Raw genomic sequence first — 23,887 nt, forward strand, 5'->3', positions numbered from 1 at the left:
CCCCCGTGGGCGGAGCAGTCAAGAAAGTGGCCAGCGTTGCAACGCTCGGCTTGAGCGATGCCGTGCTCGGCGACTCATTCAGCGCGCCGAAAAGCAACGACACCACCCCTGAACAGGTAGACACCAACGACGTGTCCACCGCTGATGCTGAAGGCCTGGCCAATGACAAGCGCCGGCGCGCCAAGGCTGCCGGCATCTCGTCCACCATCTTGGGCGGTGCAAGCGCGGCAGCAGCGCCGACCACCACCAAGACCCTGCTGGGGCAATAATCATGGCCACCGACAGCCCACGCAAGCTGGCCGAGAAGCGGCTGTTGGCGCTGAAGAATGAGCGGTCGTCCTGGGATGTGAACGCCAAGGAAATCTCCGACTTCATCCTGCCCATGCGCTCCCGGGTGATGTCCGACGACACCAACCGCGGCGACCGGCGCAACAACAAGATCATCAACAACCGGGCGACCATGGCCAGCCGCACCACGGCGTCGGGGATGATGAGCGGCATCACGTCGCCAGCCCGCCCGTGGTTCAACCTTGCGCCCGTGGCGCGAACCATCATGGAGTTTGGCCCAGTCAAGTCGTGGTTCTACGAGTGCACCCAGCGCATGCGCGACGTGTTTCTGCGCTCGAACCTGTACCAGGTGCTTCCGACCTGCTACCAGGAAGGCGCCACATTCGGCACTGGCTGCATCTGGGTTGATGAAAGCCCGGACACCGTGATTCGTTGCGAGGCGTTCACCTGGGGCGAGTACTACCTGGCGAACGGCGCAGACGGCCGCTGCAACGCGATCTACCGCGAATTCAAGTGGACCGTGAACCAACTTGCCGAGAAGTTCGGCAGAGCGTCGCTGAGCCCCACAGCACAGTCGATGCTGGACGCAGGCAACGGCGACCAGTTCATCAGCTGTGCCCAGCGGGTTGAGCTCAACATGAACGCGAACCCAGACCGCGCAGACGGCCGCAGCTTGCCGTTCAGCGCGCTCACCTGGGAAGCTGGGGCTCCTGGCGACCAGGTGCTCGAGCACCGCGGCTATCACGAATTCCCGGCCATGGCGTTTCGTTGGGACTTGCTGCCAGGCGATGCCTACGGCACCGGCCCTGGCCGCATTTGCCTTGGCGACGTGAAGGCCCTGCAGCTGTACGAGCGCCAGGCCGCACGCATGACCGAGACCGGGGCTAACCCACCCCTACAGGCTCCCGCAGAGCTCAAGGGCCAGCCCAGCAGCACCATCCCAGGCGGCGTGACGTACGTGCCAATGGTTGGCGGCCACAACCAGATGGCACCGATCTACCAGCCGAATGCGGCCTGGCTGGCACCGATCCAGAGCAAGATCAAGGAGCACGAGGCGCGCATCAACGAGGCTTTCTTCGTCGATCTGTTCCTGATGGTCAGCCAGCTAGACACCGTGCGCACCGCTACCGAGATCGCGGCACGCAAGGAAGAGAAGATGCTGATGCTCGGCCCGGTGCTGGAGCGCATCAACGATGACCTGCTTGACCCGCTGATCGACCGTACCTTCAACATCATGCTGCGTCAGTCGGTCCCGATCTGGGCCGGCATCATCGATGGCGACCCGTTGCTGCCGCCACCGCCCGAAGAGCTGATCAACGCGAACAGCGAGATTCAGGCGGTGTACGTATCGATCCTGGCCCAGGCCCAGAAGTCGCAGAACGTGCTGGGGCTGGAGCGCTTTGCGACCCTGGCCGGCAACCTCTCGGGTGCATTTCCCGAGGTCCTGGACAAGGTCGACTCGGACCAGCTCGTCGAGGAGTACGCCGACGCCATCGGCGTGGTGCCGACCGTTGTCCGTGGCGCCGATCAGGTCGCGGCCATCCGCGAGCAGCGCGCGCGCCAGAAGCAGGCCGAGCAGGCGCAGCAGGCCATGGGCCAAGCCATCCAGGGCGCCAAGCTCCTGTCTGAAACCGAAGTCACCCCGGACAACGTCCTGGGTCAGATGCTGGGGGCCTAAATGGTCGAAGACGCCGAGATCCTGCAGCAGCGGGAGGACGCCGCACGCCTGGAGCAAGAGCAGGCAGCCCAGGACTTCAAGTGGCTGATGGCAGATCCCCGTGGCCGGCGCCTGGTGTGGAAGCAGCTTGAGGCTGCTCGCGTGTTCCATCCGGTCTACGACCCGAAACCAATCCCAATGGCCTTCAACGAAGGTCGCCGCCAGCACGGCCTGAGCCTGCTGGAGCGCATCAACACCCTGTGCCCGCACCTGTACCAGGTGATGGTCACGGAAAACACCACGGTCAATAGCGAGGAATGACCATGAACGACAAAGCAATCGAGCAACAGATTCAGGCCAAGGGGCTCAACGCTCCGCGTATCAAGCCTGCTGACGTCCAGGCGAACATCGTCGGCGAGTACTACTTCACCGCATCTGAAGGCGTGCAGGCTGCTCTGCACAAGCAGGATGAACTGACGCGCCTCACTGGTGCGCACGGTGAGTTGGCTCTGCTCACCTTCTGCGTTCTGGTGCTCAAAAACGGGTTCACCGTCACTGGCGAGTCGGCATGTGCCAGCCCTGAGAATTTCGACGAAGAGATCGGTCGCCGCATCGCTCGTGAGAATGCTGTGGCCAAGGTCTGGCCGCTGATGGGCTACGAACTGCGCAGCAAACTGGCCGGGGGTGAAGCATGAACCTCTTCATCCACGGCCGTCTCGGTCACTTCCTCATGAACGAAGCCGGCGCCGATGGTGCTGATGCTGGCGGCGCAGCTACCACCCAGGCCACTGGCGAGCCACAGAGCAACATCCTCGGCGGTGCTCCTGCTGCACAGCAGGGCCAGCAGCAACAGCAGGCCGAGCAGGGCCAGAAGGCTCCGGAAGGCCAGCAGCAGGGCCAGAAGACTGAAGGCGAGGGCGATCAGGCGCAAAAGCCTGTTGTGCCTGAGGCCTACACCTTCGCCGAGCTGCCCGAAGGCTACGAACTCAGCGCCGAGCAGTTGGCCGAGGTAACCCCACTGCTGAAGGAACTGAACCTGACCCAGGAGCAGGCCAACAAGCTGGTTGCCTTCGACGCGCAGCGCGCACTGGCTGCCGAGCAGGCCGGCCTGCAACAGCGCCAGGGTCTGGTCACCGGCTGGGAGAAGTCCCTGCGTGATGACGCGGACTTCGGCGGTGCCAACTTCGACGCCAACGTCGGTGTGGCCCAGAAGGCCCTGGCCCAGTTCGGCACGCCCGAGCTGAGCACCATGCTCAAGGAGTCCGGCCTGGGCTCCCACCCCGAAGTTGTACGGCTCTTCCACCGGATCGGCCAGCAGTTGGCCGAGGGCCAGCTGCATAGCGGTTCCGGCAACTCGTCCCGCAAATCAAATGCCGAAGTCTTTTACGGCCCAGGCAAATCCTGATCACCCCAAGGAGTACGTAAACCATGTCCGTTATCGCCAACAATGCGCTGACGCTGGCCGACTGGGCCAAGCGCCAGGATCCGGACAGCAAGCCGGCGCGCATCATCGAGATGCTGAACCAGACCAACGAAATCCTCACCGACATGCTGTGGCTTGAGGGCAACCTGGCGACCGGCCACCGCACCACCATGCGTACAGGTCTGCCATCCGGCACCTGGCGCGCGCTGAACGCCGGTATCGCCCGTGGCAAATCCACCACCGTGCAGGTCGATGAAACCTGTGCGCTGCTGGAAAACCTCGGCGTTGTCGACGAAAAGCTGGCAGCGCTCAATGGCAACACCGCAGCATTCCGGCTGTCCGAGAACGCCGCGTTCATCGAGGGCATGAACCAGGACATGGCAACCGCCCTGTTCTACTCCAACAGTGCACTGGAGCCGGCCAAGCCCCTGGGCCTGGCGCCGCGGTACAGCGACAGCACCGCGAAGAACGGGCAGAACATCATCAAGATGGGCGGCTCGGGCTCCGACAACACCTCGGTGTGGCTCGTGGTCTGGGGCGATCAGACCGTGCATGGGATCTTCCCGAAGGGTTCGCAAGCCGGTCTCGACCACAACGACATGGGCGTGGAGCTCGTCGACGATGGCACCGGCAAGTTCTTCCGCGCCTACCGCGATCACTACAAGTGGGAAACCGGTGCTGCCCTGCGCGACTGGCGCTACGCCGTCCGCATTTGCAACATCGACATCAGCGACTTGGTGGCAGACACCAACGGCAGCACCGTGAAGCTGATCGAGGCGATGGTGCGCGCGGTGCACCGCATCCCGAACCTGCGCATGGGCCGCGCCGCGTTCTACATGAACCGCACCATTGCCGAGTGCCTCGACATCCAGGCGATGAACAAAAACAACGTGCGGCTCAAGATCCAAGAGTACGACGGCGAGTGGATCACCAGCCTGCGTGGCGTGCCGTTCCGTACTTGCGACGCGCTGCTCAACACCGAGGCGCCGGTCATCTGACCGGCGTTTTCCTACCAAAATCCAAGATTGGAGAAACCCCATGATCACCGACAAGCTGAACATGTTCAGCGGGCTGGCTGGCCAGGTAGTCACCGCGACGGCGGCATCGACCGACGTGCTGGACCTGGGACCGCTGACCCACGGCAACACCCGCCGCGACATCGGCGCCGGCGAGCCGCTGTATCTGGTCATCGCTGTTCTGGTTGCAGCCGCCGCTGCTGGCGCTGCCACCGTGAACTTCCAGCTGCAGACCAGTGACGACAACGCCACCTGGGTGACGTTGTTCGACTCGGGCTCTGTGGCCATGGCCGATATGACTGCCGGCAAGCGTCCTGTGGCTGTGGCTGTACCGCGCGGCGTCCGACGCTACCTGCGCGTCAACTACACCGTTGGCACTGGGCCGCTCACTGCTGGCACCTTCTGGGCTGGCCTGGTTAAGGATGTGCAGGACACTGCCACCTACGCCAGCGGCTTCACCATCGTTTAAGGAGCGACCATGAAAGTTATCGCACTTGAACGCGGCTACTACGGCGGGAAGATCCAAGACCCGCCAGAGGCTGGTGGCCAGCCGTTCGACATCCAAAGCGAAAACCACCTGGGCAAGTGGATGGAGCCGCAGGGCTGGACGCCGTCCGCCACTACCAAGCCTACGGCCAGCACCAACACCGGCAGCCAGGGGAGCGGGGCGGTGCAGCCGGCCTTCACCGTCAAGCACAACGGCGGCGGCCGCTGGGTTGTCATCGATGCCACCGGCGAGAAGGTCGGTGATTTCGTGGGCGCGAGCAAGGACGACGCCCAAGCCGAAGCAGATCGACTGACCGCTGGTGGTGAGCCGTACGTGAAACCCGACGACACCACCACCGGCAACCAGGGCGGCGGTGCTGGTGGCGACGGCGGCAACCCTGACGATGACGACGAAGGCCCGGACGCCTAAGTCAGAACCAGCACCCACCAAGGGCCCTTCGGGGCCCTTTTTCATGGAGCCAGATTCATGTCCTCGGTAATCGACATTTGCAACATGGCGATCTTCCGCATCGGCAACGGTACCCGTATCGATGACCTGGAGGAGAACAGCCAGCCAGCCCGAATCTGCAAGCAGTTCTACGAGAGCAGCCGCGACTACGTGCTGCGCGCTGACTGCGACTGGGGGTTCGCCACAGCCTTTGTTCAGCTGGCGGAAGTCGACAACAACCCGAGCCCCGAACATAGCCATGCGTATGCAGTTCCTACCGACTGCATGCGCGTTCGCCGCATTGTGAACCCAGGCTGGCCGCAGGGCACATGGCCCGCCGGCGCGGGCTGTCATGCTCCGCAGATCCAGCCCATCCCGTTCCGTATCATCAGCGGTGCCAGTCAGCTCCTGATCAGCACCAGCGTTTCACCTGCAACCATTGAGTACACCCTGAAGGTCGAATCTCCGGAAATGTTCGACCCGATCTTCGTTTCGGCCCTGGCCTGGTACTTGGCCAGCCAGATCGCTGGGCCCCTCGCAAAAGAGGCCTCAATCGTCCAGGCGTGCAAAGCCGAATACAAGGATGAGGTCCTCATAGCTGCTGCCGCTGCACTCAATGAGGGCGTGACGCAGTATCAGGGCGAATCCTCATTCATCGCGGGGCGTGGAGCATGACTGAAGTCATCCAGCCCTCATTCGCCGCCGGTGAGATCTCCCCGGCCACCTATGCCAGGGTCGATCTGGGTCGGTATTACACAGCGCTCAAGACGTGCAGGAACTTCGTTGTTCTGCCGGAGGGTGGCGTGCAAAACCGCTCGGGTACGCGCTTCATCGCTGAGGTGAAGAACAGCGCCGCGCGCACACGGCTGATCCCGTTTCAATTCTCGACTGAGCAGACCTACATTCTTGAGTTCGGCGACCTGTACATTCGGTTCGTAAGTGCCGGCGGCCAAGTTGTGAGTGCCGACCTGCCATACGAAATCGTCTCGCCGTACACCACCGCTCAGTTGCCTGAATTGAAGTTCACGCAGTCAGCGGACGTGCTGACGATCGTTCATCCCGACCACCCGCCGCGCGAGCTTTCGCGGCTTGCACCGACGTCCTGGACCCTGACTGTAATCAAGTTTGAGCCAGCAATCGCTGCGCCCGGCGGGCTCTCTGCGGCACCCAGAGATGGTGGATCAGGTGATGCCACGGACTATCAGTACAAAGTGACTGCGGTCAGCAGCATATCCGCCGGCTCAGTTGAATCATGGGCGAGCAACACGGCTACTGTGAGCAGTTGGGACAACAAGCCCGGTGCCACGCTCTCGTGGACTGCAGTGGCCGGTGCCGATCACTACAACATCTACAAGAACAAGTCGTCCGGTGTGTTTGGTTTTGTTGGCCAGTCGTCCAGTACGACATTCAACGACATCAACATCACGCCGGCCACCGACAACACCGTGCCGATCGGTTACAACCCGTTCGCCGACAGCAACCACCCGTCCGTGGTTGGCTACTACCAGCAGCGCATGACCTTCGCCGCGAGCCGGGCCAATCCTCAAACGGTCTGGATGTCCCGCACTGGTGACTTCCACAACTTCGGCTATTCCGACCCGAACAAGGACGATGACGGCATCGAGTTCGTGATTGCCAGTCGGCAGGTCAACCAGATCCGCCACCTGGTATCGCTGCGCGAGCTGCTGGCATTGACCTCTGGCGCAGAGATTACGATCACCGGCTCAAGCGATTCGGGGGTCACCCCTTCAAACGTCTCGGCGGTAGAGCAGAGCTACTTCGGCTGCAGCGAGGTTTTGCCAGCCATCTACGCAAACACCGCGCTGTACATCCAGGCCCGGGGCGGGAAGTTGTCGACCCTGGCCTACAACTACGTGTCGGACGGCTTCCAGCCGCAGGATGTGAGCGTTCTATCGTCACACCTGCTGCGCGGCTTCACCATCCAAGACCAGGCCTTTGCCCTTGCGCCCAACGGCGTGCTGTGGATGGCGAGGAACGACGGGATGCTGGTCGGCTTCACGTTCCTTCCCGACCAAGAGGTCTACGGATGGAGTTGGCATGACACCGATGGGCAGGTCGAATCCGTGGCGAGCGTCCCAGAGGGTGACGAAGATGCGCTCTACCTGGTGGTGAGGCGCACGATCAACGGCGTGACGAAGCGCTACATCGAGCGCATGGCCACCCGGCAGCTGACAAAGTTCGGCAGTGGCGATTACTGGTTCGACCGGGCTTTCTTCGTCGATTGCGGCCTGACGTACGATGGACGCCGCACCGGCTCTGCAGTCCTGAGCGGGGGCACAGACTGGAAGTACCCGAACCCGCTGGCCCTAACCGTGGGCGTGGAGACGTTCGACTCTGACATGGTCGGTCGCAGCGTGATCATGTACGGCGGCGGCACGGAAACCAGCATTGGCGAGATCCTCACCGTGCGGATCACTGCCTACCTATCGCCAACCCAGGTCACCGTCGAACCACAGACCGTGGTGCCATATTCGCTGCGCGGCATATCAGCCACCCGCTGGGGCCTGGCAGCTACGACGGTCAGCGCGCTTGGCCACCTCGAGGGCAAGACCGTCAGCATGTTGGGGGACGGCAACGTCATCCCTCAGCAGGTAGTAACTGATGGCACTGTCACGCTGGACAGCCCAACGCTGGTTGTGCACATCGGCCTGCCAATCACCGGCGATTTCGAGACGCTAGACATTACGCTGCAGAACAACCAGGCGTTCCTGGGAAGCAAGAAGCGGATCAACCAGGTGGTGGTGCTGTGCCAAGAAAGTCGGGGCATCTTCGCCGGGCCAGATGCTGACCACCTGGATGAATTCAAGCAGCGCGCTGGCGAGAACTACGGCGAGCCGATTGAACTGCTGACAGGCCGGGCTGAAATGGATATTCCGTGCCAGTGGGATTCCAATGGTCGCCTGTTCATCCGCCAGACCGATCCGCTCCCGCTCACAATTCTGGGGGTCATGCCCAATGTCCAGTCCGGCGGCTGAAATGTTGCCGGTCGATGACCGGCTGATCGCCGAAGTACTTGCGACCGTGCGGGCGGAAGACCGGCTCGAGTTCGAAAGCCTGCGCGGGCTGAGCGTCGAGGCCGAGCTTCGCGACTCTGTGACCAGCAGCATCCACCCCCGGGCCTACGTCGTTGACGGCAAGGCCGTGGCTATGTTCGGCGACATCAAGTACGACGAACGCATCGGTGTGCCGTGGCTCATCAGCACCAGCGCAATTGACCAGCACCGCCGGTCATTCCTCATCGAGTGCGACCGCGAAGTCGCCGCCATGCGCCAGCGCCACCAGGTGCTGATCAACTACACCGATGCTCGCTACACCAAGGCCTTGCGCTGGCTGCGCTGGCTCGGTTTCCACATGCATGAGGCCGTGCCCTATGGGGTCAACGGCGAGTTGTTCCATCCAATGACATTGAGGGGGTTCTGATGGGCGCAGCAGCAGGTGCTGGCGCAGCAGCAGGTGGCGGCCTGCTGAGCGCGTATTCCCAGATCCAGGTCGGCAAGGACTCGGTGAAGGCCGCCAAGCGCCAGCAGCGGTACCTGAACGAGCAGGCCGGCGACGTGATCAACCAAGGTGACTTCGCCGCGGACCTGACGAACGAGCAGGGCCGGCAGACAGCGGCAAGCCAGCGGGCCGGCTTCGCAGGCAATGGCGTTGTGGTAGGCGAGGGCTCTGCCGGCCGGGTAGAGCAGAGCACGCTCGACATGTCGAGCCAAGATGCGGACCAGTTGCGCCGCAACGCCTTCAACCAGGCCATGGGTCTGGTAACCCAGGGGAACGAAGAAATGCGCCAGGCCAAGGCCAATCAACGCACGTCACGCCTCAACGCCTTCGGCTCGCTGCTCACCGGTGGCGGCCAGGCCTACAGCATGTACAGCAGGGGCTGACCATGGCGAGAATTCCAGATTACCAGCGTCGCGTCGGACCGGAGGCAGTTGCCGCCCCGCGCGTTGCGCAGGCATCGACCGATGCGTCTGGCCTTGGTCGAGGGTTGTCGAGCCTGGCCGGCGACTTGGATCAGGTCTACCAGCGCGAGGTCCAGGACGCGAACCAAACGGCGCTGCTCAACGCCGACAATCAGCTCGGCACCTGGCAAAACAAGGCCCTGTACGATCCTGAGAATGGAGCGTTTACCCGCAAGGGTAGTGCTGCCTTGAACATCAGCCAGTCTGTGTTGGGCGAGTTCGACAAGCAGCAGCAGGCGATCTATGACGGCCTGGCCAGCGAACAGCAGCGCCAGATGTTCCGCCAAGCTTCGCTGCAGCGTCGAACCAGTCTTGAAGGCAAGCTAGGAACCTACGAGTTTCGCGAGCAGCAGGCCTACAAGGATGATGTCGACAATTCGTCGATTCAGCTCTCGCTGGACAGTGCAGCGCTGAACTACAACGACCCGCAGGCCATCGAGCAGAACCGGGCCAAAATGGACGCGGTCATCCAGGCACGCGGAGCTCGCAACGGCTGGTCTCCAGAGGAGCTGCAGGCGCAGCGCCAGCGCATGAACAGCACCCTTTCCCAGTCGGTGATACAGCGCATGCTGATGGACTCACCACAGAAAGCGAAGGGACTGTACGAGCAATTTAAAGGCGGCATGACGGCCGAGGATCAGATTCGGGCCAGCAACGGCATTGACCAAGGCTTCAGGCGTCAGGAAGCAGAAGCCCGGCAGCGCCAAGTTGAGGCGCGCCAGCTTCAGGCCATCGCCCGGGTAGAGCTGCAGTCGCGTGTTCAGGATGCCCAGTCCGCATACCTTCAGGGGTTCGAATTCGACAACCCGCCGAGCCGTGCCGACTTCAACGCGGCATACGGCGATAAGGGCGGCCAGGCCTATGAGTCGTTCGCAAAGGTTCAGGCAGTTGCGCCTGCCATTCGGGAATTCGCCACCGCTACGCCGCAAGAGCGCCAGGAGATCCTCGCCAAGTTCCAGCCGGCCCAGGGCGGTAGCGCTGGGGATGGGTTTGCGGAGGATGATCAGCTCTACCGGCGGCTGGCGACCGTTGCCACCGGCCTCATGAAACAGCAGCAGGCGGATCCGGCTGCATACGCTGCGACCTACAGCAGTCCTGTCCGCGAAGCCTTTGCAGCAGCCCAGCAGGCCGGAACGCCAGAGGCCTACAAGGCATATGCCGACGCTACCATTGCGGAGCAGCGCCGCTTAGGCGTCCAGGCTCCAAGGCTTCTCCCGGATGCAGCGGCGGACCAAATAGCTGCTGGCTTCAACAGCCAGGTGGCCGGCGGCGAGAACGCTGCCACGCTGATCGAGCAGCAGCAGGCGCAGTGGGGGGCAAACTTTCCGCTGATCGCGCAGCAGCTCGGCAAGAAGCTTCCTCCCGAGGCGCAGGTAATCGCCACTGGATTGCCGAAAGATGTTGCTGAGCGCATGGCGTCGGTTGCCTCGCTCAGTGAGGCTGAGCTGAAAAAGGGCCTGGATAAAGGGGTGGCGACCAACGTCGAGGCCGCAGTCCAGTCCAGCATGGCGCCCTTCGCGCAGTCGCTGCAGGGGCAGGTCGGTGGTATCGAGACGTTCAACACCATGTACCAGGCAGCCAACAAGGCGGCCCTGTCCTACGTTCGCCAAGGCATGGCGCCGGACAAGGCCGCCCAGCGGGTGGTGAACGGCATGGTGAACGACAAGTATGAATTCTTCGGCACCTACCGGGTGCCCAAATCACTTGATACCGCCGCAGTGAAGCTTGGCGCCAGCCAGGCGCTGGAAAGCATCAGCGCTGACGACCTGATGCTGCTGCCTGGGATCCGTGGCGTTCCAGACGACGTGAACCTTGAGCAACTGCGCGAAGCTGTGATCGATGGCGGCCAGTGGGTGCCGAACAACGACGAGTCGGGTCTATCGCTAACGCTCAACGGGTATCGCCTGCTCGGCAAGGATGGCAAGCCGATCACCAGAACCTGGGATGAACTGACAGAGCAGGGGCTGCAACAGCGGGATAGCAGTGCATCGCAGATCGGTCGCGTGCGCGGCCTGGGGATCAACAATTGACTATTTATGCAGGCGATGCCCCGGCGCTTGACCAGCGCACGCTACTGGACGTTCCGGCGAACAGCGGGGATGTGTTCGGCGCGGCATTCGACGAGGCGTTCTCGACCAACCCCAGCACGTCGGCGTTTCGCCTGGAAGAGCTGAACCAGCAAGAGCAAGGTCGCGCCGTCGTCATGGGCCCGGAATCATACTTTGCGCCCAATGCCGGCCGGCTTGAGCCTGAGACACCCTTGCTGGGCGCCGAGCAGGCACGCGAGCAGGTTGCTGGGGCCGGGCTCGACATCAAGATCCCCGACCAGGGCATTCGCCAAGGAGCGCTGGAGGTCTTGATCGAGCGGCATCGTGAGCAGCTGGCGCGCCAGCAGATCATGGCCAGGGCGGGCAGTGGCAACATGCCAACCCAGATTACAGCCAGCCTTGCTGCATCCCTGCTCGATCCGCTCAACATTGCTTCGGCCTTTGTGCCTGTTGTTGGCGAGGCACGGTACGCCCGCTTGCTGGCAGGCGCCGCCACACCAATGGGGCGGGCAGCAGTGCGTGGTGGTGTTGGCGCTGTGGAGGGTTCGGTCGGCGCTGCCATAGTTGAGCCGCTGCCGCTGCTGGCTGCCCAGGCTGATCAGACCGAGTATGGCCTTTCCGACTCTCTGGCCAACATCGCACTTGGTGGGGTACTTGGTGGGGGGCTGCACTCCATTGGCGGCGCTGTGAGTGATGCACTTCGCCGCCGGCTTGCCACCGAAGCTACGCCGGTCGATACCGCCCTGAGTGCTGGTGCACCCGCTCGTTCGGTTGATTCAGGCAGGGGCATGGATCTCGCCCGCATGTTCGATGAAGACCCTGAAGCTGCGCTGCGTTCTGGCCTTGCCAGGCAACTCGATACCGACCGAGCCGTGCTGTATCGGTCGGCTGAGCAGCAGGCGCTGGACGAAATCAGGCCTGCACTTACCGGTGAGCGCGTTGGCAATGTGGCCGACCTCAAGGCCGAGCGGGTAGGTCTTGTGGCTCAGGATATGGCCCTTGACGCGACCTACCGCGATCGGGCGAAGGCGTTGCAGGGTGAACGCCTGACCCGCAAGCAGGCAGAGCGAGCAGCCCGCGACGCCATAGCGGTAGAGCGCGAACAAATTCGCGCGCGCACCAGCGAGATCGACACCCTGCTGGAGCGTAACCGGGCCGGCGAGCTGGATCGCCGCGACGCAGGAATGATTGAGCGGGGGCAAGTTCCAGAGCGCTTACAGCCGCAGGTACAGGCCAGGGCCAGGCAGATCATGCAGGGCTACCAGCAGCGCCCGCTGGGAGCGGCCATCCGCACCGCCCGTGAAAACGCCGAGGGAGCAGATTGGGTCATTCGCGAGAATGCCCTTCGCACCGCTGTAGCCCAGGCTATGAGCGGTCGGGAGATCGATGTAGCCAAGCTGTTCGAGCTGGAGGATCCCGCCAAGGCAGCCAGTGCTCTGGAGTACTTGAAGCGGCCGCAGGGCCGCCGCATTGACCCAGAAGGGCAAGTCGAGAGTCGGCGCATCGATGGGCAGCCGAAGTCGGCCGACGACCTTGAAGACGCGCGGGCGGCCTTAGCCGAGGACGAAGCGCTGGCGCGAGAGATGCTTGAGCAGTTGCCAGCCGATCAGCGCGCCCAGGTTGAGGCGCTGGGTCGAGACGAAATGGCAGCGGCAGATGCAGAAGCCGCGAAGGCCCAACAATACGCCAAGGCCTATCGTGCCGCGGCCATCTGCGAACTGGGGAGAGGTTGATGGCACTTCCATCGGGAATCAGCCCATGCGCCGACGCGGTCAGGGCCGCAGCCGGCGACATGGAGCCGAACGAGATTCAAGAAATATTCCAGCTGCTGCGCGGGCGAACCCAGGAGATTCTGGCTCGCGAAGGCGCCCTGGGCAGCGAGCAGGCCGCGCTGCGTGCAGCCGATGAGTTGGCCAGGCAGGCTGAACACGCAGCCATAATCGAGAGGCGTAACGCGTTGATCAACGTGCGCGCCCGGGCCCGCCTTGTGGCCTTTGTCCGTGACCAGTTCGCCGATCGTCCTGACCTTGGCGTGGAGTCGTTCCTTGTAGGCACCAACCTCGCGCGCCAGGGCTCCCGGCTGTCGGTCGCTGCTGAGCAGAAGGCGCTGGGTGACGCCTACATCGGAGGAATGCTGGCCGATCTGGACCGCGCCGACCTGACTGCAGTGCTTGCCCGGGGAGACTCCGACCAAGACATCGCCGATGCGCTCTGGCGGGTTGGCCGCGATCTCGAGACCAAGGACTTGAACCCGCAGGTGGTCGAGATTGCCCGAATCATCCAGCGCTATCAGGAGGGGGCCCGCATCGATGCCAACCGTGCCGGCGCCAGCATCGGAAAGATGCCTGGCTACATCGCCCGCCAGAGCCACGACAGCGAGAAGATTGGAGTCGCTGGCTTCGAGCGCTGGGCTGAAGAGATTCTGCCGCGCTTGGACCAGGCTACCTTCCGCGAAGGTGGCGACCCCATGGCATTCCTCAAGGGGGTCTTCGACGGCCTGGTCTCCGGCGATCACCTCAAGTCACCAACAGGCCAGCAGCCGAACGGGTTCAAAGGGCCGGCCAATCTGGCCAAGAAGATCAGCCAGGAGCGCGTCCTGCACTTCAAGGATGGCGTAGCCTGGCATGAGTACAACCAGCTCTTCGGCACAGGCAACCTGCGCGAGGCTGTGCTACGCGGGCTGGATCTATCGGGGCAGAACACGGCGATGATGCGCCGCCTCGGCACCAATCCAGAGGCCAACTTGAACATGGCCATGGACGTGATCAAGGAAGACCTGCGCGACGGGAATCCGAGGGCGCTGGAGAACTTCAACGATGCTAGGCGCAACGCAATCGCTAATCGCTTCAAGGAGGTCAGCGGCCAAACACGCATCCCAGGTAATGCGACACAGGCCCGGGTGGCGGCCAACGTCCGAGCATGGCAGTCCCTGTCGAAGCTCGGCGGCGCGCTTCTGTCCAGTTTCACTGACCTGCCGGTGGCCGCCAGCGAGATGAAGTATCAAGGGCGGAGCTTTCTTGGCAGCCTGGCAGAGATGGGCGCCGGCCTGCTGAAGGGCAGAGGCAGCGCTGAACAGCGCCAGATCCTTTCGGCCTATGGCGTGTACGCTGACTCGATGCGCGGGGAGATCATGCGCCGGTTCTCCGCCGACGACTCGGTGGGCGGCAAGATGTCCCGTGGCATGAGTCACTTTTTCCGACTGAACGGTCTGTCCTGGTGGACTGACGCCAACAAGGCCAGCGCCGGCCTGATGATGGCGCACAACTTGGCTCAGAACAAAGGCAAGGCTTGGGGTTCTTTGAATTCAGACTTCAAGCGCGCCCTAGGCCTGTACGACCTGGACGCTGGCAAGTGGGACCTGCTGCGCGAAATGGATATGCGTATGGCCGATGGCCGTGACTACATGACCCCAGATGGCGTTGCGGCGATCAGCGACGAGCGCATAGGCCAGTACCTGGCAGAGCGCAATCGTCCGGTGTCGGATGGCGCTATTCGCGAATCCCGCCAAGATCTTGAGCGCAGTCTGCGCGCCTACGTCAACGATCGGGTGACCTATGCGGTACTCGAGCCGGACGCCCGCACGCGATCGATCATGAATCAGGGCACCCAGCCCGGTACCGTCCCGGGTGATCTGCTGCGCTTCATCACCCAGTTCAAGAGCTTCCCGGCTGCCTACATGCAGAAGACACTCGGTCGTGAGCTGTATGGCCGTGGGTATACGCCGACTGCGCTGGGCAACGATTTCCGTGGCGGTCGAGACCTGGTGCAGGCGCTACGAAATGGCAATGGCGAACGACTGGCGTTGGCGCAACTGATCTTGTGGACCACTGCGTTCGGCTACCTGTCGACCGCATCGAAGGACGTCACAAAAGGGCGTGAGCCTCGTCCTGCCGATGATCCCAAGACCTGGCTGGCGGCGATGGTGCAGGGCGGCGGCCTGGGTATCTTCGGCGATTACCTGTTCGGTGAGGCCAACCGCTTCGGCAACACGGCGCTCGAATCAGCTGCAGGACCTGCCCTGGGCACTGCCGCCGACCTGATCAACCTCTGGGCCAGGGCCAAAGAGGGGGACGACACTGCGGCATCAGCCCTCCGCCTGGCCCAGAACAATACACCGTTCATGAACCTGTTCTACGCGAGAATCGCGATGGATCATCTGTTCATGTTCTCGGTGCAGGAAGCGCTGAACCCAGGTTCCCTGCGCAGAACTGAGGATCGAATCCGCCAGGAGAACGGACAAGAGTTCCTGATCAGGCCATCACAGAGCTACCAAGACCCACTGGGAATCGCCAGGTAACAATCAACAAACCCAATAGAGAGCCCCGCACCCGCGGGGCTTTCGCATTTCTGGAGCATAGAAAATTGACCGTATCGACCACCGATAGCGTTAAAACGTACAGCACGGGTGGACCGAACTTTCCAATCCCGTTTCGATTCCTGCAGAACTCTGACATCGAGGCCGTTCTGGTCAAGCAGGACGGAACAACCGAAACGCTGACCGGGGCTCAGTACTCGCTGGCCGGCGCTGGTACGCAAGGCGGCGGTACGCTCATCTCGGCATATGCTGCCAGTGTTCTCGCTTTGCCGGGGGCAACCTTGACGATCTCCAGGGTGATGATTGCCGTCCAGCCAACGGATCTGCGCAACCAGGGCAGGTTCCTGGCTGAGACGCATGAGACCGTTTTTGATCGGCTGACCATGCTTATTCAGCAGGGATTTGCAGAGTCGAGCCGCGCCCTGAAACGCCCAATTGGCGCCGATTACTTCGATGCCGAAGGCTGGAGGATCGCAAATCTCGCGAACCCATTGAGCCCACAGGATGCTGCAACCAGGGGGTGGGCGGAGGCGTTTATTGCTTCCATCCTCGCAACCGGCCAGGGGCCGGTCAACAATGCCGCCAATGTGATCTACGCCGCGCCAGACGGAAGCATCACAGTAGTCCAGGCGATGTCGGGGCAAGCTGGGTCTGGTCTAATCGGCTACTCTGCGGAAGGCCCGAATACTGTGCCGCGCACCGTTCAGGATAAATTGCGCGAACTCGTGAGCCGAGCCGACTACGCGACTGATGCAGCGTTCAATGCAGCCAGAAGCGGAAAGCCGAGCATAGATGCAGATGGTTCGTTTGAAGCAAAAGTCAAGCCTGCCAATGGTGGTACGCCTGTGCAGCTTGGGAAGTTCGTGCAGGAGGAATCCCCGAATGGTCCTCGGGACATGCTTGTATGGGCAGCCGCGCAGACCGTGACTCTGTCCGGGGATACATGGTGTATGGGCGGGTTCCGTCGCTTTGGAAAGTACGTCAAGTCGCGAGCGCCTGTTTTCAAAGCGCCTACCTTTCAGAACGCGATGACGCTGCCCGACGCCCTTGCACATGGTATGGCCTCCTCGACTTTGAATAATTGGTACGCAGCTTTTGCGGTTGCCAACGACGCGGACGCAACGGCGTCATTCAAGGTCGCGCCGTTCCTGTTCGTCAAGTCGGTGGTCGGCAGCGTGTGCACCCTTGGCCGTTGTGGCGAAGTCACCGATGTGAACGTTATCGACAACGCAACTTACACCTGGGCGGATAATGCCCTGGCCGGGACTGACGTTCTCGTGCTCAACGAGATTTTTCTCTCCGGCACCCCAAGTTGGACGATGCGGGTAGCGAAGATCACCGCGAATACGGCAGGTACGGTTACCCTGGACACCATCGGCTCGGTTGGGCCTAAATGCATGCTGTTGCCCGCCCCGGCAGGCTGGCAACACTACCGCTACTGCGCCAGCTTCTATCTCGATACTGCCGAAGTGCGAAACATGTTCGACGGTGGTGGCGGCCCCGTGCGATGCCGCATGGCCGGGACCAACGTTGTGTATGCGCACGGAAACAACGGTACCAATTCTACCTACCTAGATGGCGTGGTCCCCAGCGGCACCAAACGTATTGACCTGTCGCGGTTTATCCCGCCACTCGCAACCGGGGTGTACCTGCAATCTGGCTACCAACTGGCATCTAGCAGCTTCCCCATGCGGGCTGACATGTTCTTTGACATGGACGGGTCTATTCATACCCCCGAGGTTCACACGTTCCAGAAAGACAGCGCCGAAGTAAACGCGGTTCCGCTTACCGTCTTTTTGACTTTCAAAGGTGGGCAGTTCTACATGCCGAGTACGGGCGGGACTAACGCGTCGGTAATCGCGCGAGTATCCCAAACGGTAACGGGCTGGTTCGAGCCGTAAAAAATGGCGATGCCTTTTTTCGGGAGCGACAAGCTTGCGCGCGGCCGCGCTCATCGCCAGGTTTGGCATGAGTCGCGGCATTTGCGCCTACTGGTTGAAAAACTTATATGATTAGCTGCTAATTCCAAAGTAGGACTTTTCAGTGAAAAGTGATTTTTCGGTTGTTGCGTTAGCATCTGTCAGCCTTTTTTTGTCATTAAATGTTTGTGCTGCCGAGCCAATAAAATATACGGCGCCTGAGTATACAAGGCATGAAACTCAATCATATTTTGTGCCAGGTGAGGGTACAAAAAATCTTGTTTATGCAGCGAACAGCTTGCCCCTGGTATTTTCAGGGGAGGCATTCCCTTCTGACATGATTGTGGCTAGTGATGTCGGAACCAATATTTCGCGTTATCGTGCCACCGGTGAACTTGCTTGGCGTGTTGTGACCTATCCAGCTACAGTCAGGGCTGTTAGCGTGAATGGGAACACTGTTTACGCATTTGCTGGGAATACAAAACTTTCTCTGGATGCTGATACTGGCAATATACTTGGCAAGGAAGTAATTGATTCAGCCTATCTTTTCAACAAAGTCGATGGACAGACGAAGTTGTCAGGATTGAACAGCTCCGGCAAAGGGACTGTGCACGTAAACGGTAAGCTTCACTGCCAGGCTGGATCAGCAGTGAAAGGTCACCTGTAATTGACCTTGCGGGCGGCAGGGAGTCGAAGGGCGGCATGATGGGAGGGAGTTGGTCGGCAGAACGCCGTAGATGGTGGTGTGACAGGATTGTGCTGCACACGCGGTGTGATGTGACACAGGGTGGGACGATCTGAACGGTCTTGACGAGTGCGGGCGTCGTAACCCATTGAATTTAAAGGGCTACAGGTAGACCTTCATGATTTAGGTTCCAGCGGCGCAAGCTGTAAGAGTTCGAGTCTCTTCGTCCGCACCATAGATGCTTTCACCGCCCTTCGCTGAAGTGCGTTGAAGCCCGGAACAAGCCGCCTTGAGCGGCTTTTTTCGTTTCTGGGCTTCTACTCCTTACCCGCACCTACCGCTGCACCGCAATGCACTTGATCTCCACCAGCAACCCTGGTCGGGCGAGTTCGCTGACGCCTATGCAGGTCCATGCACAGGTGCCCCTTGGAAAGACCTTGTCCTTCACGCTCCTGAACAGCGGCATATGGCGTTGCATGTCGATGTGATAGGTCGTCATTTCGACCACGTCGTCAAACCCGCAACCGCCCGCCGCGAGCACGAGGCGAAGGTTTTCCCAGGCCGCCAGAAACTGCTGCTCCGGGTCTTCAATCACCTCCAGCTCCGGCGTTCGACCCACCTGCCCGGCGCAGTACAGGGTTCTGCCCACCTTTACCGCGGGGGCATAACCAGCACGCTCGCAAAGCAATTTCATCTCGTCGGGGACGATAATCTGGCGATCAGTCATGGGGCAGGGTCCAGGAGAGTAGGGCTATCAAGCGACGCGCCACTCTATAGAACAGAAAAGCCACCTATCAAGGTGGCTTTCGCGTTTCAGTGCCCTCGCGTCAGTGCCTGGTCGCCTTGGGCCCACCTACCGGTGACAGCTCAAGCTCCAGTCGAACGATGTTGAGGATTCTGGTGAGTGGAGCGGCTTGCTCCGCCTCCCCCAGGGCGAGGAGGTGATCGCGTTGTTCGCGAATTCTGCTGAGGCTCTCGTCGAGCTGCGCAGCGGCCAATCGGTATTTTTCCATGTGCGGTTCCTTTATCACGGCCTCCCTGCCACTCGAGTCGGCCGTTCCGTGTGCGGGTGCTGTGGCACCGTTCGTCAACGGAAGGCCCTGCAAGCATAGCGTCCTTTGCGCCGTAGGCGCGTGAACATCACGGGCAGAACTGTTCCAACATTTATCCGCGCGCATCCTGATGAATGATTTTAAAAATAATACTGATTTTCATTTCCCTTTTTGACTGCCTCACGTGACCTCTATTGCAAGACCATTGCAACGTTCCAGGGAGCTTCACGTGAAACGCATCGCGCCGACCGTAAATCCAGGCCAGCAGCCCGACAGGCACCGTGTTTTCAAGGCGGCGCAGGGCGCGCTTACTGTGCTGGCGCTTGCCGTCAGTGGTGCCAGCGTTGCAATGGCGGCGCCCATGGAGGCGCCCACCGCTCAGCACGCAGCTGTACGCAAGCATTACCAGATTGCGGCAGGCCCGCTGGCGCCCGCACTCAACCAGTTGGCGGGCGCCACCGGCGTGATGCTGACCTTTGCCCCGGAGCTGACCGACAAGCGCCAGACCCAGGGCCTGGATGGCGAGTACAACCGCAAGGAAGCCTTCGACCTGCTGCTGATGGGTACCGGGCTGCGCATCGTGCAGCTCAAGGACAAGAGCTTCGTGCTGCGCGCCGAGGAACAGAGCCGCAGCGCGCTGGAGGTGGGCCCCACGCTGGTCAACGCACTGGGCGAGCGCCCGGGCGTGATCCGCAGCAGCCGCGAAGTGCACGCCGAACGCCAGGACCTCAACAGCCTGGTGCGTTCCATGCCCGGTACCTACACCCTGCATTCGCGCAGCCAGCCCGGGGTTTCGGTGAACATCCGCGGGCTGTCGGGCCTGGGGCGGGTCAACACCATGATCGACGGCGTGACCCAGACCTTCCGCAACAACGCCGGTCACGGTTCAGGCGGGCCGATGGCCTTCGTCGACCCCAACCTGCTGGCCGGTGTCGATGTGCAGCGCGGCGCGGTGGACGGCGCCGAAGGTGCCAATACCCTGGGGGGCACCGCCAACTTCCGCACCTTCGATATCGACGACATCGTCAAGCCCGATCACCGCGTGGGTGTGCGCAGCACCTACCGCACCGGCAACAACGGTTACGGCAACACGCGCATGCTCGCCGCCGGCGCACGAACCCGTCCCGAGGATAGCGAAGGCGTGTACGGCATCGTCGCCGCCGCCAGCAGTTCGCAAACCGGCGAATACAAGACCAGCTCCGGCCAGGAAAACCACTACGACACCACCAAGCAGAGCCCGCGCTCGGGCCTGCTCAAGGTGCGCCTGCAGCCCAACGACCTGCACCGCCTGGACCTCAGCGGCGTGCAGTACCGCAACGAGTTCTACCACAACTACCCATGGGAACTGCGCAACGAAACCTACCGCGCCAAGTACGCCTACACGCCCTACAACGAATGGGTGAACCTGACGGTAAACGCCTACCAGAACAAGACCCAGCTCGATTACCCGCCGGTGGAGGAATCCACCTTCATCGGCCGCAAGACCCACGACGATGCCCACGGTTTCGACTTCACCAACCTCAGCCGTTTCAACCTCGGCCCGGTGGAAGCGAGCTGGAGCAACGGCATGCGCTACTACACCGACGACTTCGTTGCCGACACGCCGGAAAAACGCGGGGCCAACCCCGAAGGCAAGCAGCAGACCGAAAGCCTGTTCAGTACCCTGGAGCTGGACTACGACATCTATGCCATGACCCTGGGCATGCACTACGACGGCTACAAGGTCAGCGGCCACGTGCCCAAGTGCTCGATTTTGCGCGAGTGCGCGGGTATCGGCGGGGGCGATGTGGACATCACCCGCCGCGAGCACAGCTTCAACCCGCGTATCGGCTTTGCCGTAAAGCCCTATGACTGGATGCAGCTCTATACCAGCTGGTCGCGCACCTCGCGTGCACCGCGGGTGCAGGAGATGTTCTTCGAGAAGGTACCGATGACCGCCGACGCCAGCGATGCCGACGGCGTGGGGGCCAACCCCTACCTGCGCCAGGAGCGCTCCACCAACTACGAGTTCGGCTTCAATCTCAGTCGCGCCGTGCTGTTCAGCAGCAACGACTACGCCCAGCTCAAGGTCAACCGCTTCATCAGCAAGATCGACGGCTATATCACCCCGCAGTCGTTCGACATCGTCGATGACGACGGCGAATATTCGGCCAAGGCCAACTGGGTCAACTGGCCCGAGCAGGTGCGCATGAGCGGCTACGAGATCGAGGGCCGCTACGACGCAGGCTTCGTCTACGCCAACCTCTCCTGGACCCGCGCCACCACCAAGGCGCCGACCACCTCGGGCATCGAACTCGAAGACATCAACAGCCAGCCCGACCGCTACTGGACCCTCGACCTGGGCACGCGCTGGTTCGACGAGCGCGTGGTGCTCGGCGCCCGCGGCGAGTACTCCGGCCCTGCCGAAGAAAGCTGGGACTGGTACGAAACCAGGAAGACACAGTCTACCGGCGTGATCTGGGACCTTTACGGCAGTTGGCAGGTGCAGCAGAACGTCAGCCTGTTCTTCAACGTCGAGAACGTGGAGAACAAGACCTACAGCTACAACGCCTCGGTGGACTCGATCATGTCCGCCTCACTGGACCGCGGTACCGGGCGTGGGCGTACCACCTCGTTCGGCGTCACGTTCGAATACTGACCCCACAGGACCCTCTCATGTATACGAACTGCCTGCTTGGGGCATGCCTTGCCCTGCTCGTCGGCTGCGCCACGGTCAATACGCCGCCGGCCCAGACCGCCTATGCCCGTGTCGAAGCCAACATCCCCGGCTGGGGCGCGATCGTTGATGTGCGCAGAGGCCAGCAGATCGATGCCGGGCAATTGCTCGACGTACTGGCGCAAGCCCCCACGGTGATGGTGGGGGAGACCCACGACAACGTGGCTCATCACCTGATCGAGCAGTGGCTGGCCACCGGCCTGGCCGAGCGGCGCCAGCAAGGCGCCGTGGTGCTCGAGATGCTCGATAGCGATCAGCAGCGCCCGGTTGGCGATGTGCAGGCGTGGCTGGGCGCAGGCAACCACGTGCGGCTGGCGCGTCTGCGCAAGATCATGCAGTGGGATGAGCGCTGGAGCTGGGAGCAATACGGCCCGTTGATGCAGGCACTGATGCAGGCCCCGGCCCCGGTGCTGGCCGGCAACCTGTCTCCCCGCGAACGCAAGCAGGTGGCAGCCGACGCGCGTGCGGATGCGGCCAGCCTGTTTCCGCAAGCGGCAATCGCCGAGGTGCAGCGTCAGCGCATCGTGCAGATGCACTGTGGCGAGATCGACCTGCCGCGACTGAACGCCATGCTCGCCATTCAGCACGGTCGCGACCGGCGCATGGCCCAGGTGCTCGACGCCGCGCCGGCCCCGCGCCTGTTGTTCGCCGGTGTGCTGCACACCCTCAAGTCCCAGGGCGCGCCCCAGTACCTCAGGCATAGCGCGCGCGATCCCGGTTTGAAGGTGCTGGTGCTGGGTGAGGAGGGCCAGGCCCCAGCCGTGCAGGGTGCCGACTTCGTGTGGCTGCTGCCCAGCCAGGACGGCGACGGTGTTGCGCTTGCCCCGGCGGCTGCCAGCTGCGACGCACCCTTGCAGCCAGCCCTTCACTGAACCTTTTCTGCTCACAAGGAATCCCCACATGCCTGCTATTACTGCCAGCGATCTCCGCCAACGCCTTGGGCAAGACTGCCTCAGCCTCGCCCTGCCTGCCGCCGAAGTGGCGGCCCGGCTGTATCACCTTGGCCCGCTGAGGGTCATGACCCAGGCCAGTCATGCATTCCTCGACCAGGTGGGGCGCTTCCCACGGTCGGACGATGTTGCCCAGGTCGGTCTGGTGCTTGGCGAAGATGGCCTGGACCTGCGCCTGAACCTGCGCGCCTGGCACTGGCTGTGCCTCACCCGTGGCCAGGCCGCTGGTGATTTCGAGCTGCGGGTGTTCGACCGGCATGCCGCGCCGCTGCTGCGCCTGGCGTCGCTACCCGGCTCGAACCTGCAGGCGTGGGCCGAGCTGTATGCCCAGGGCAGCCTGGAGCAGCCGCACTTCACACCGCGCGAGGCGCTGGTCAAACAAGATGTACAGGTCGCCGGGCTGGTCGACGACTGGGCGGCGATGGGGGATGTGCATGACCACTTCGCGCTGCTCAAGCGTCATGGCCTGACCCGCTATCAGGGCAACCAGGGCGTGGCCCCGCAGTTTGCCCGGCGTATCGGCAGCGCGGGCACTGCGGCGCTGCTCGGGCAACTGGCCGACAGCGGGCTGGAACTGATGGTCTTCATCTATAGCCCCGGCTCCACGCAGATCTACACCGGCAAGCTCGACAGCGCCACGCGGCAGGGCGACAGCCTGGTGTTCGACATGCCGGGTGACGGTGACGCCGCACCAACCCGTTTCGGCATACGTGACACCGTCGAAGCCGAAGCCTGGCGCGTGTACAAACCCAATGCCGTAGGCGGGGTCAACAGCCTGGAGATCTTCGATGCCGAGCAGCGCCTGATCGTGCAACTGTTCGGACGTCGCCCTGCCGGGCAGCCCGAGCAGCCAGCCTGGCGCGAGTTGCTCGATCGGTTGGAGGCGGGGCAATGAGCGCTCGGC

The 23,887-nt window shown here is 62.3% G+C and carries 22 protein-coding genes and 1 tRNA gene; 21 read left to right on the forward strand and 2 right to left on the reverse strand.

Features of this window, described 5'->3' with window-relative positions; genetic code table 11:
• Positions 1-5: 5 nt before the first annotated feature.
• The 18 genes from V9K84_RS04440 to V9K84_RS04525 all read left to right on the forward strand — a co-directional run bounded on the left by V9K84_RS04440 (position 6) and on the right by V9K84_RS04525 (position 18,500).
• Positions 6-269, forward strand: coding sequence for a hypothetical protein (locus V9K84_RS04440; protein WP_338794095.1), 264 nt, complete (start codon positions 6-8; stop codon positions 267-269).
• Between the two features lie 2 nt (positions 270-271).
• Positions 272-1,966, forward strand: a complete 1,695-nt coding sequence (locus tag V9K84_RS04445; RefSeq protein ID WP_338794097.1) for a portal protein — start codon at positions 272-274, stop codon at positions 1,964-1,966.
• Positions 1,967-2,266 (forward strand): hypothetical protein, encoded by a 300-nt coding sequence (locus V9K84_RS04450; protein WP_338794099.1) that lies wholly within the window; start codon positions 1,967-1,969, stop codon positions 2,264-2,266. It abuts the gene before it with no gap.
• Between the two features lie 2 nt (positions 2,267-2,268).
• Positions 2,269-2,640 (forward strand): Gp49 family protein, encoded by a 372-nt coding sequence (locus V9K84_RS04455; protein WP_338794101.1) that lies wholly within the window; start codon positions 2,269-2,271, stop codon positions 2,638-2,640.
• Positions 2,637-3,350 carry a hypothetical protein gene (locus tag V9K84_RS04460; RefSeq protein ID WP_338794102.1) on the forward strand — a complete coding sequence of 238 codons (714 nt, stop codon included), beginning with the start codon at positions 2,637-2,639 and terminating at the stop codon, positions 3,348-3,350. The genes V9K84_RS04455 and V9K84_RS04460 overlap by 4 nt, the downstream gene beginning before the upstream one ends.
• Before the next feature lie 23 nt (positions 3,351-3,373).
• On the forward strand, positions 3,374-4,366 hold the full coding sequence (locus tag V9K84_RS04465; RefSeq protein ID WP_338794104.1) for a major capsid protein: 993 nt from the start codon (positions 3,374-3,376) through the stop codon (positions 4,364-4,366).
• Between the two features lie 40 nt (positions 4,367-4,406).
• Complete coding sequence (locus V9K84_RS04470; protein ID WP_338794106.1) at positions 4,407-4,853, forward strand: Bbp16 family capsid cement protein; 447 nt, start codon at positions 4,407-4,409, stop codon at positions 4,851-4,853.
• 9 nt (positions 4,854-4,862) lie between these two features.
• Positions 4,863-5,300, forward strand: coding sequence for a hypothetical protein (locus V9K84_RS04475; protein ID WP_338794108.1), 438 nt, complete (start codon positions 4,863-4,865; stop codon positions 5,298-5,300).
• 57 nt (positions 5,301-5,357) lie between these two features.
• Positions 5,358-5,993, forward strand: coding sequence for a hypothetical protein (locus V9K84_RS04480; RefSeq protein ID WP_338794110.1), 636 nt, complete (start codon positions 5,358-5,360; stop codon positions 5,991-5,993).
• Positions 5,990-8,314: a hypothetical protein gene (locus V9K84_RS04485; protein ID WP_338794112.1), complete on the forward strand. Its 2,325-nt coding sequence runs from the start codon at positions 5,990-5,992 to the stop codon at positions 8,312-8,314. The genes V9K84_RS04480 and V9K84_RS04485 overlap by 4 nt, the downstream gene beginning before the upstream one ends.
• A 1-nt stretch (position 8,315) precedes the next feature.
• Positions 8,316-8,759 (forward strand): hypothetical protein, encoded by a 444-nt coding sequence (locus V9K84_RS04490; protein WP_338794114.1) that lies wholly within the window; start codon positions 8,316-8,318, stop codon positions 8,757-8,759.
• Positions 8,759-9,220 carry a hypothetical protein gene (locus tag V9K84_RS04495; protein ID WP_338794116.1) on the forward strand — a complete coding sequence of 154 codons (462 nt, stop codon included), beginning with the start codon at positions 8,759-8,761 and terminating at the stop codon, positions 9,218-9,220. Before V9K84_RS04490 ends, V9K84_RS04495 begins: the two co-directional genes overlap by 1 nt.
• A gap of 2 nt (positions 9,221-9,222) precedes the next feature.
• A complete protein-coding gene (locus V9K84_RS04500) occupies positions 9,223-11,328 on the forward strand; it encodes a hypothetical protein (RefSeq protein ID WP_338794118.1) in 2,106 nt (701 codons plus the stop codon).
• Positions 11,325-13,079, forward strand: coding sequence for a hypothetical protein (locus V9K84_RS04505; RefSeq protein WP_338794120.1), 1,755 nt, complete (start codon positions 11,325-11,327; stop codon positions 13,077-13,079). Before V9K84_RS04500 ends, V9K84_RS04505 begins: the two co-directional genes overlap by 4 nt.
• Positions 13,079-15,643 carry a hypothetical protein gene (locus V9K84_RS04510; RefSeq protein WP_338794122.1) on the forward strand — a complete coding sequence of 855 codons (2,565 nt, stop codon included), beginning with the start codon at positions 13,079-13,081 and terminating at the stop codon, positions 15,641-15,643. The genes V9K84_RS04505 and V9K84_RS04510 overlap by 1 nt, the downstream gene beginning before the upstream one ends.
• Before the next feature lie 65 nt (positions 15,644-15,708).
• Positions 15,709-17,562: a hypothetical protein gene (locus tag V9K84_RS04515; protein ID WP_338794124.1), complete on the forward strand. Its 1,854-nt coding sequence runs from the start codon at positions 15,709-15,711 to the stop codon at positions 17,560-17,562.
• Between the two features lie 142 nt (positions 17,563-17,704).
• Positions 17,705-18,247 (forward strand): hypothetical protein, encoded by a 543-nt coding sequence (locus V9K84_RS04520; RefSeq protein WP_338794126.1) that lies wholly within the window; start codon positions 17,705-17,707, stop codon positions 18,245-18,247.
• A 149-nt stretch (positions 18,248-18,396) separates the two neighbouring features.
• Positions 18,397-18,500: transfer RNA gene (locus V9K84_RS04525), tRNA-OTHER, on the forward strand.
• A gap of 99 nt (positions 18,501-18,599) precedes the next feature.
• Here V9K84_RS04525 and V9K84_RS04530 read toward each other — a convergent pair.
• Together V9K84_RS04530 and V9K84_RS04535 are read right to left on the reverse strand one after the other, a co-directional pair.
• Complete coding sequence (locus V9K84_RS04530) at positions 18,600-18,992, reverse strand: RidA family protein (RefSeq protein WP_058541313.1); 393 nt, start codon at positions 18,990-18,992, stop codon at positions 18,600-18,602.
• 100 nt (positions 18,993-19,092) lie between these two features.
• A complete protein-coding gene (locus tag V9K84_RS04535) occupies positions 19,093-19,278 on the reverse strand; it encodes a hypothetical protein (protein ID WP_054915290.1) in 186 nt (61 codons plus the stop codon).
• 268 nt (positions 19,279-19,546) lie between these two features.
• On the opposite strand from V9K84_RS04535, the gene V9K84_RS04540 reads away from it, so the two are divergent.
• From V9K84_RS04540 to V9K84_RS04550, 3 genes are read left to right on the forward strand one after another with little or no spacing between them, the layout of a single operon-like run.
• A complete protein-coding gene (locus V9K84_RS04540) occupies positions 19,547-21,955 on the forward strand; it encodes a TonB-dependent receptor (protein ID WP_218195176.1) in 2,409 nt (802 codons plus the stop codon).
• A gap of 17 nt (positions 21,956-21,972) precedes the next feature.
• Positions 21,973-22,905 carry a ChaN family lipoprotein gene (locus V9K84_RS04545; protein WP_338794132.1) on the forward strand — a complete coding sequence of 311 codons (933 nt, stop codon included), beginning with the start codon at positions 21,973-21,975 and terminating at the stop codon, positions 22,903-22,905.
• A 28-nt stretch (positions 22,906-22,933) separates the two neighbouring features.
• Positions 22,934-23,878, forward strand: a complete 945-nt coding sequence (locus V9K84_RS04550; protein WP_088515232.1) for a ChuX/HutX family heme-like substrate-binding protein — start codon at positions 22,934-22,936, stop codon at positions 23,876-23,878.
• Positions 23,879-23,887 lie beyond the last annotated feature (9 nt).

The organism is Pseudomonas sp. AE27, from assembly GCF_037113495.1.
GTDB lineage: Bacteria > Pseudomonadota > Gammaproteobacteria > Pseudomonadales > Pseudomonadaceae > Aquipseudomonas > Aquipseudomonas palmensis.

Excerpts from the sequence above, each read along its gene's own strand:
- V9K84_RS04445 (WP_338794097.1), top strand. The coding sequence starts at position 272 with ATGGCCACCGACAGCCCACGCAAGCTGGCCGAGAAGCGGCTGTTGGCG.
- V9K84_RS04450 (WP_338794099.1), top strand. The coding sequence starts at position 1,967 with ATGGTCGAAGACGCCGAGATCCTGCAGCAGCGGGAGGACGCCGCACGC.
- V9K84_RS04455 (WP_338794101.1), top strand. The coding sequence starts at position 2,269 with ATGAACGACAAAGCAATCGAGCAACAGATTCAGGCCAAGGGGCTCAAC.
- V9K84_RS04460 (WP_338794102.1), top strand. The coding sequence starts at position 2,637 with ATGAACCTCTTCATCCACGGCCGTCTCGGTCACTTCCTCATGAACGAA.
- V9K84_RS04465 (WP_338794104.1), top strand. The coding sequence starts at position 3,374 with ATGTCCGTTATCGCCAACAATGCGCTGACGCTGGCCGACTGGGCCAAG.
- V9K84_RS04470 (WP_338794106.1), top strand. The coding sequence starts at position 4,407 with ATGATCACCGACAAGCTGAACATGTTCAGCGGGCTGGCTGGCCAGGTA.
- V9K84_RS04475 (WP_338794108.1), top strand. The coding sequence starts at position 4,863 with ATGAAAGTTATCGCACTTGAACGCGGCTACTACGGCGGGAAGATCCAA.
- V9K84_RS04480 (WP_338794110.1), top strand. The coding sequence starts at position 5,358 with ATGTCCTCGGTAATCGACATTTGCAACATGGCGATCTTCCGCATCGGC.
- V9K84_RS04485 (WP_338794112.1), top strand. The coding sequence starts at position 5,990 with ATGACTGAAGTCATCCAGCCCTCATTCGCCGCCGGTGAGATCTCCCCG.
- V9K84_RS04490 (WP_338794114.1), top strand. The coding sequence starts at position 8,316 with ATGTTGCCGGTCGATGACCGGCTGATCGCCGAAGTACTTGCGACCGTG.
- V9K84_RS04495 (WP_338794116.1), top strand. The coding sequence starts at position 8,759 with ATGGGCGCAGCAGCAGGTGCTGGCGCAGCAGCAGGTGGCGGCCTGCTG.
- V9K84_RS04500 (WP_338794118.1), top strand. The coding sequence starts at position 9,223 with ATGGCGAGAATTCCAGATTACCAGCGTCGCGTCGGACCGGAGGCAGTT.
- V9K84_RS04510 (WP_338794122.1), top strand. The coding sequence starts at position 13,079 with ATGGCACTTCCATCGGGAATCAGCCCATGCGCCGACGCGGTCAGGGCC.
- V9K84_RS04530 (WP_058541313.1), bottom strand. The coding sequence starts at position 18,992 with ATGACTGATCGCCAGATTATCGTCCCCGACGAGATGAAATTGCTTTGC.
- V9K84_RS04535 (WP_054915290.1), bottom strand. The coding sequence starts at position 19,278 with ATGGAAAAATACCGATTGGCCGCTGCGCAGCTCGACGAGAGCCTCAGC.
- V9K84_RS04545 (WP_338794132.1), top strand. The coding sequence starts at position 21,973 with ATGTATACGAACTGCCTGCTTGGGGCATGCCTTGCCCTGCTCGTCGGC.
- V9K84_RS04550 (WP_088515232.1), top strand. The coding sequence starts at position 22,934 with ATGCCTGCTATTACTGCCAGCGATCTCCGCCAACGCCTTGGGCAAGAC.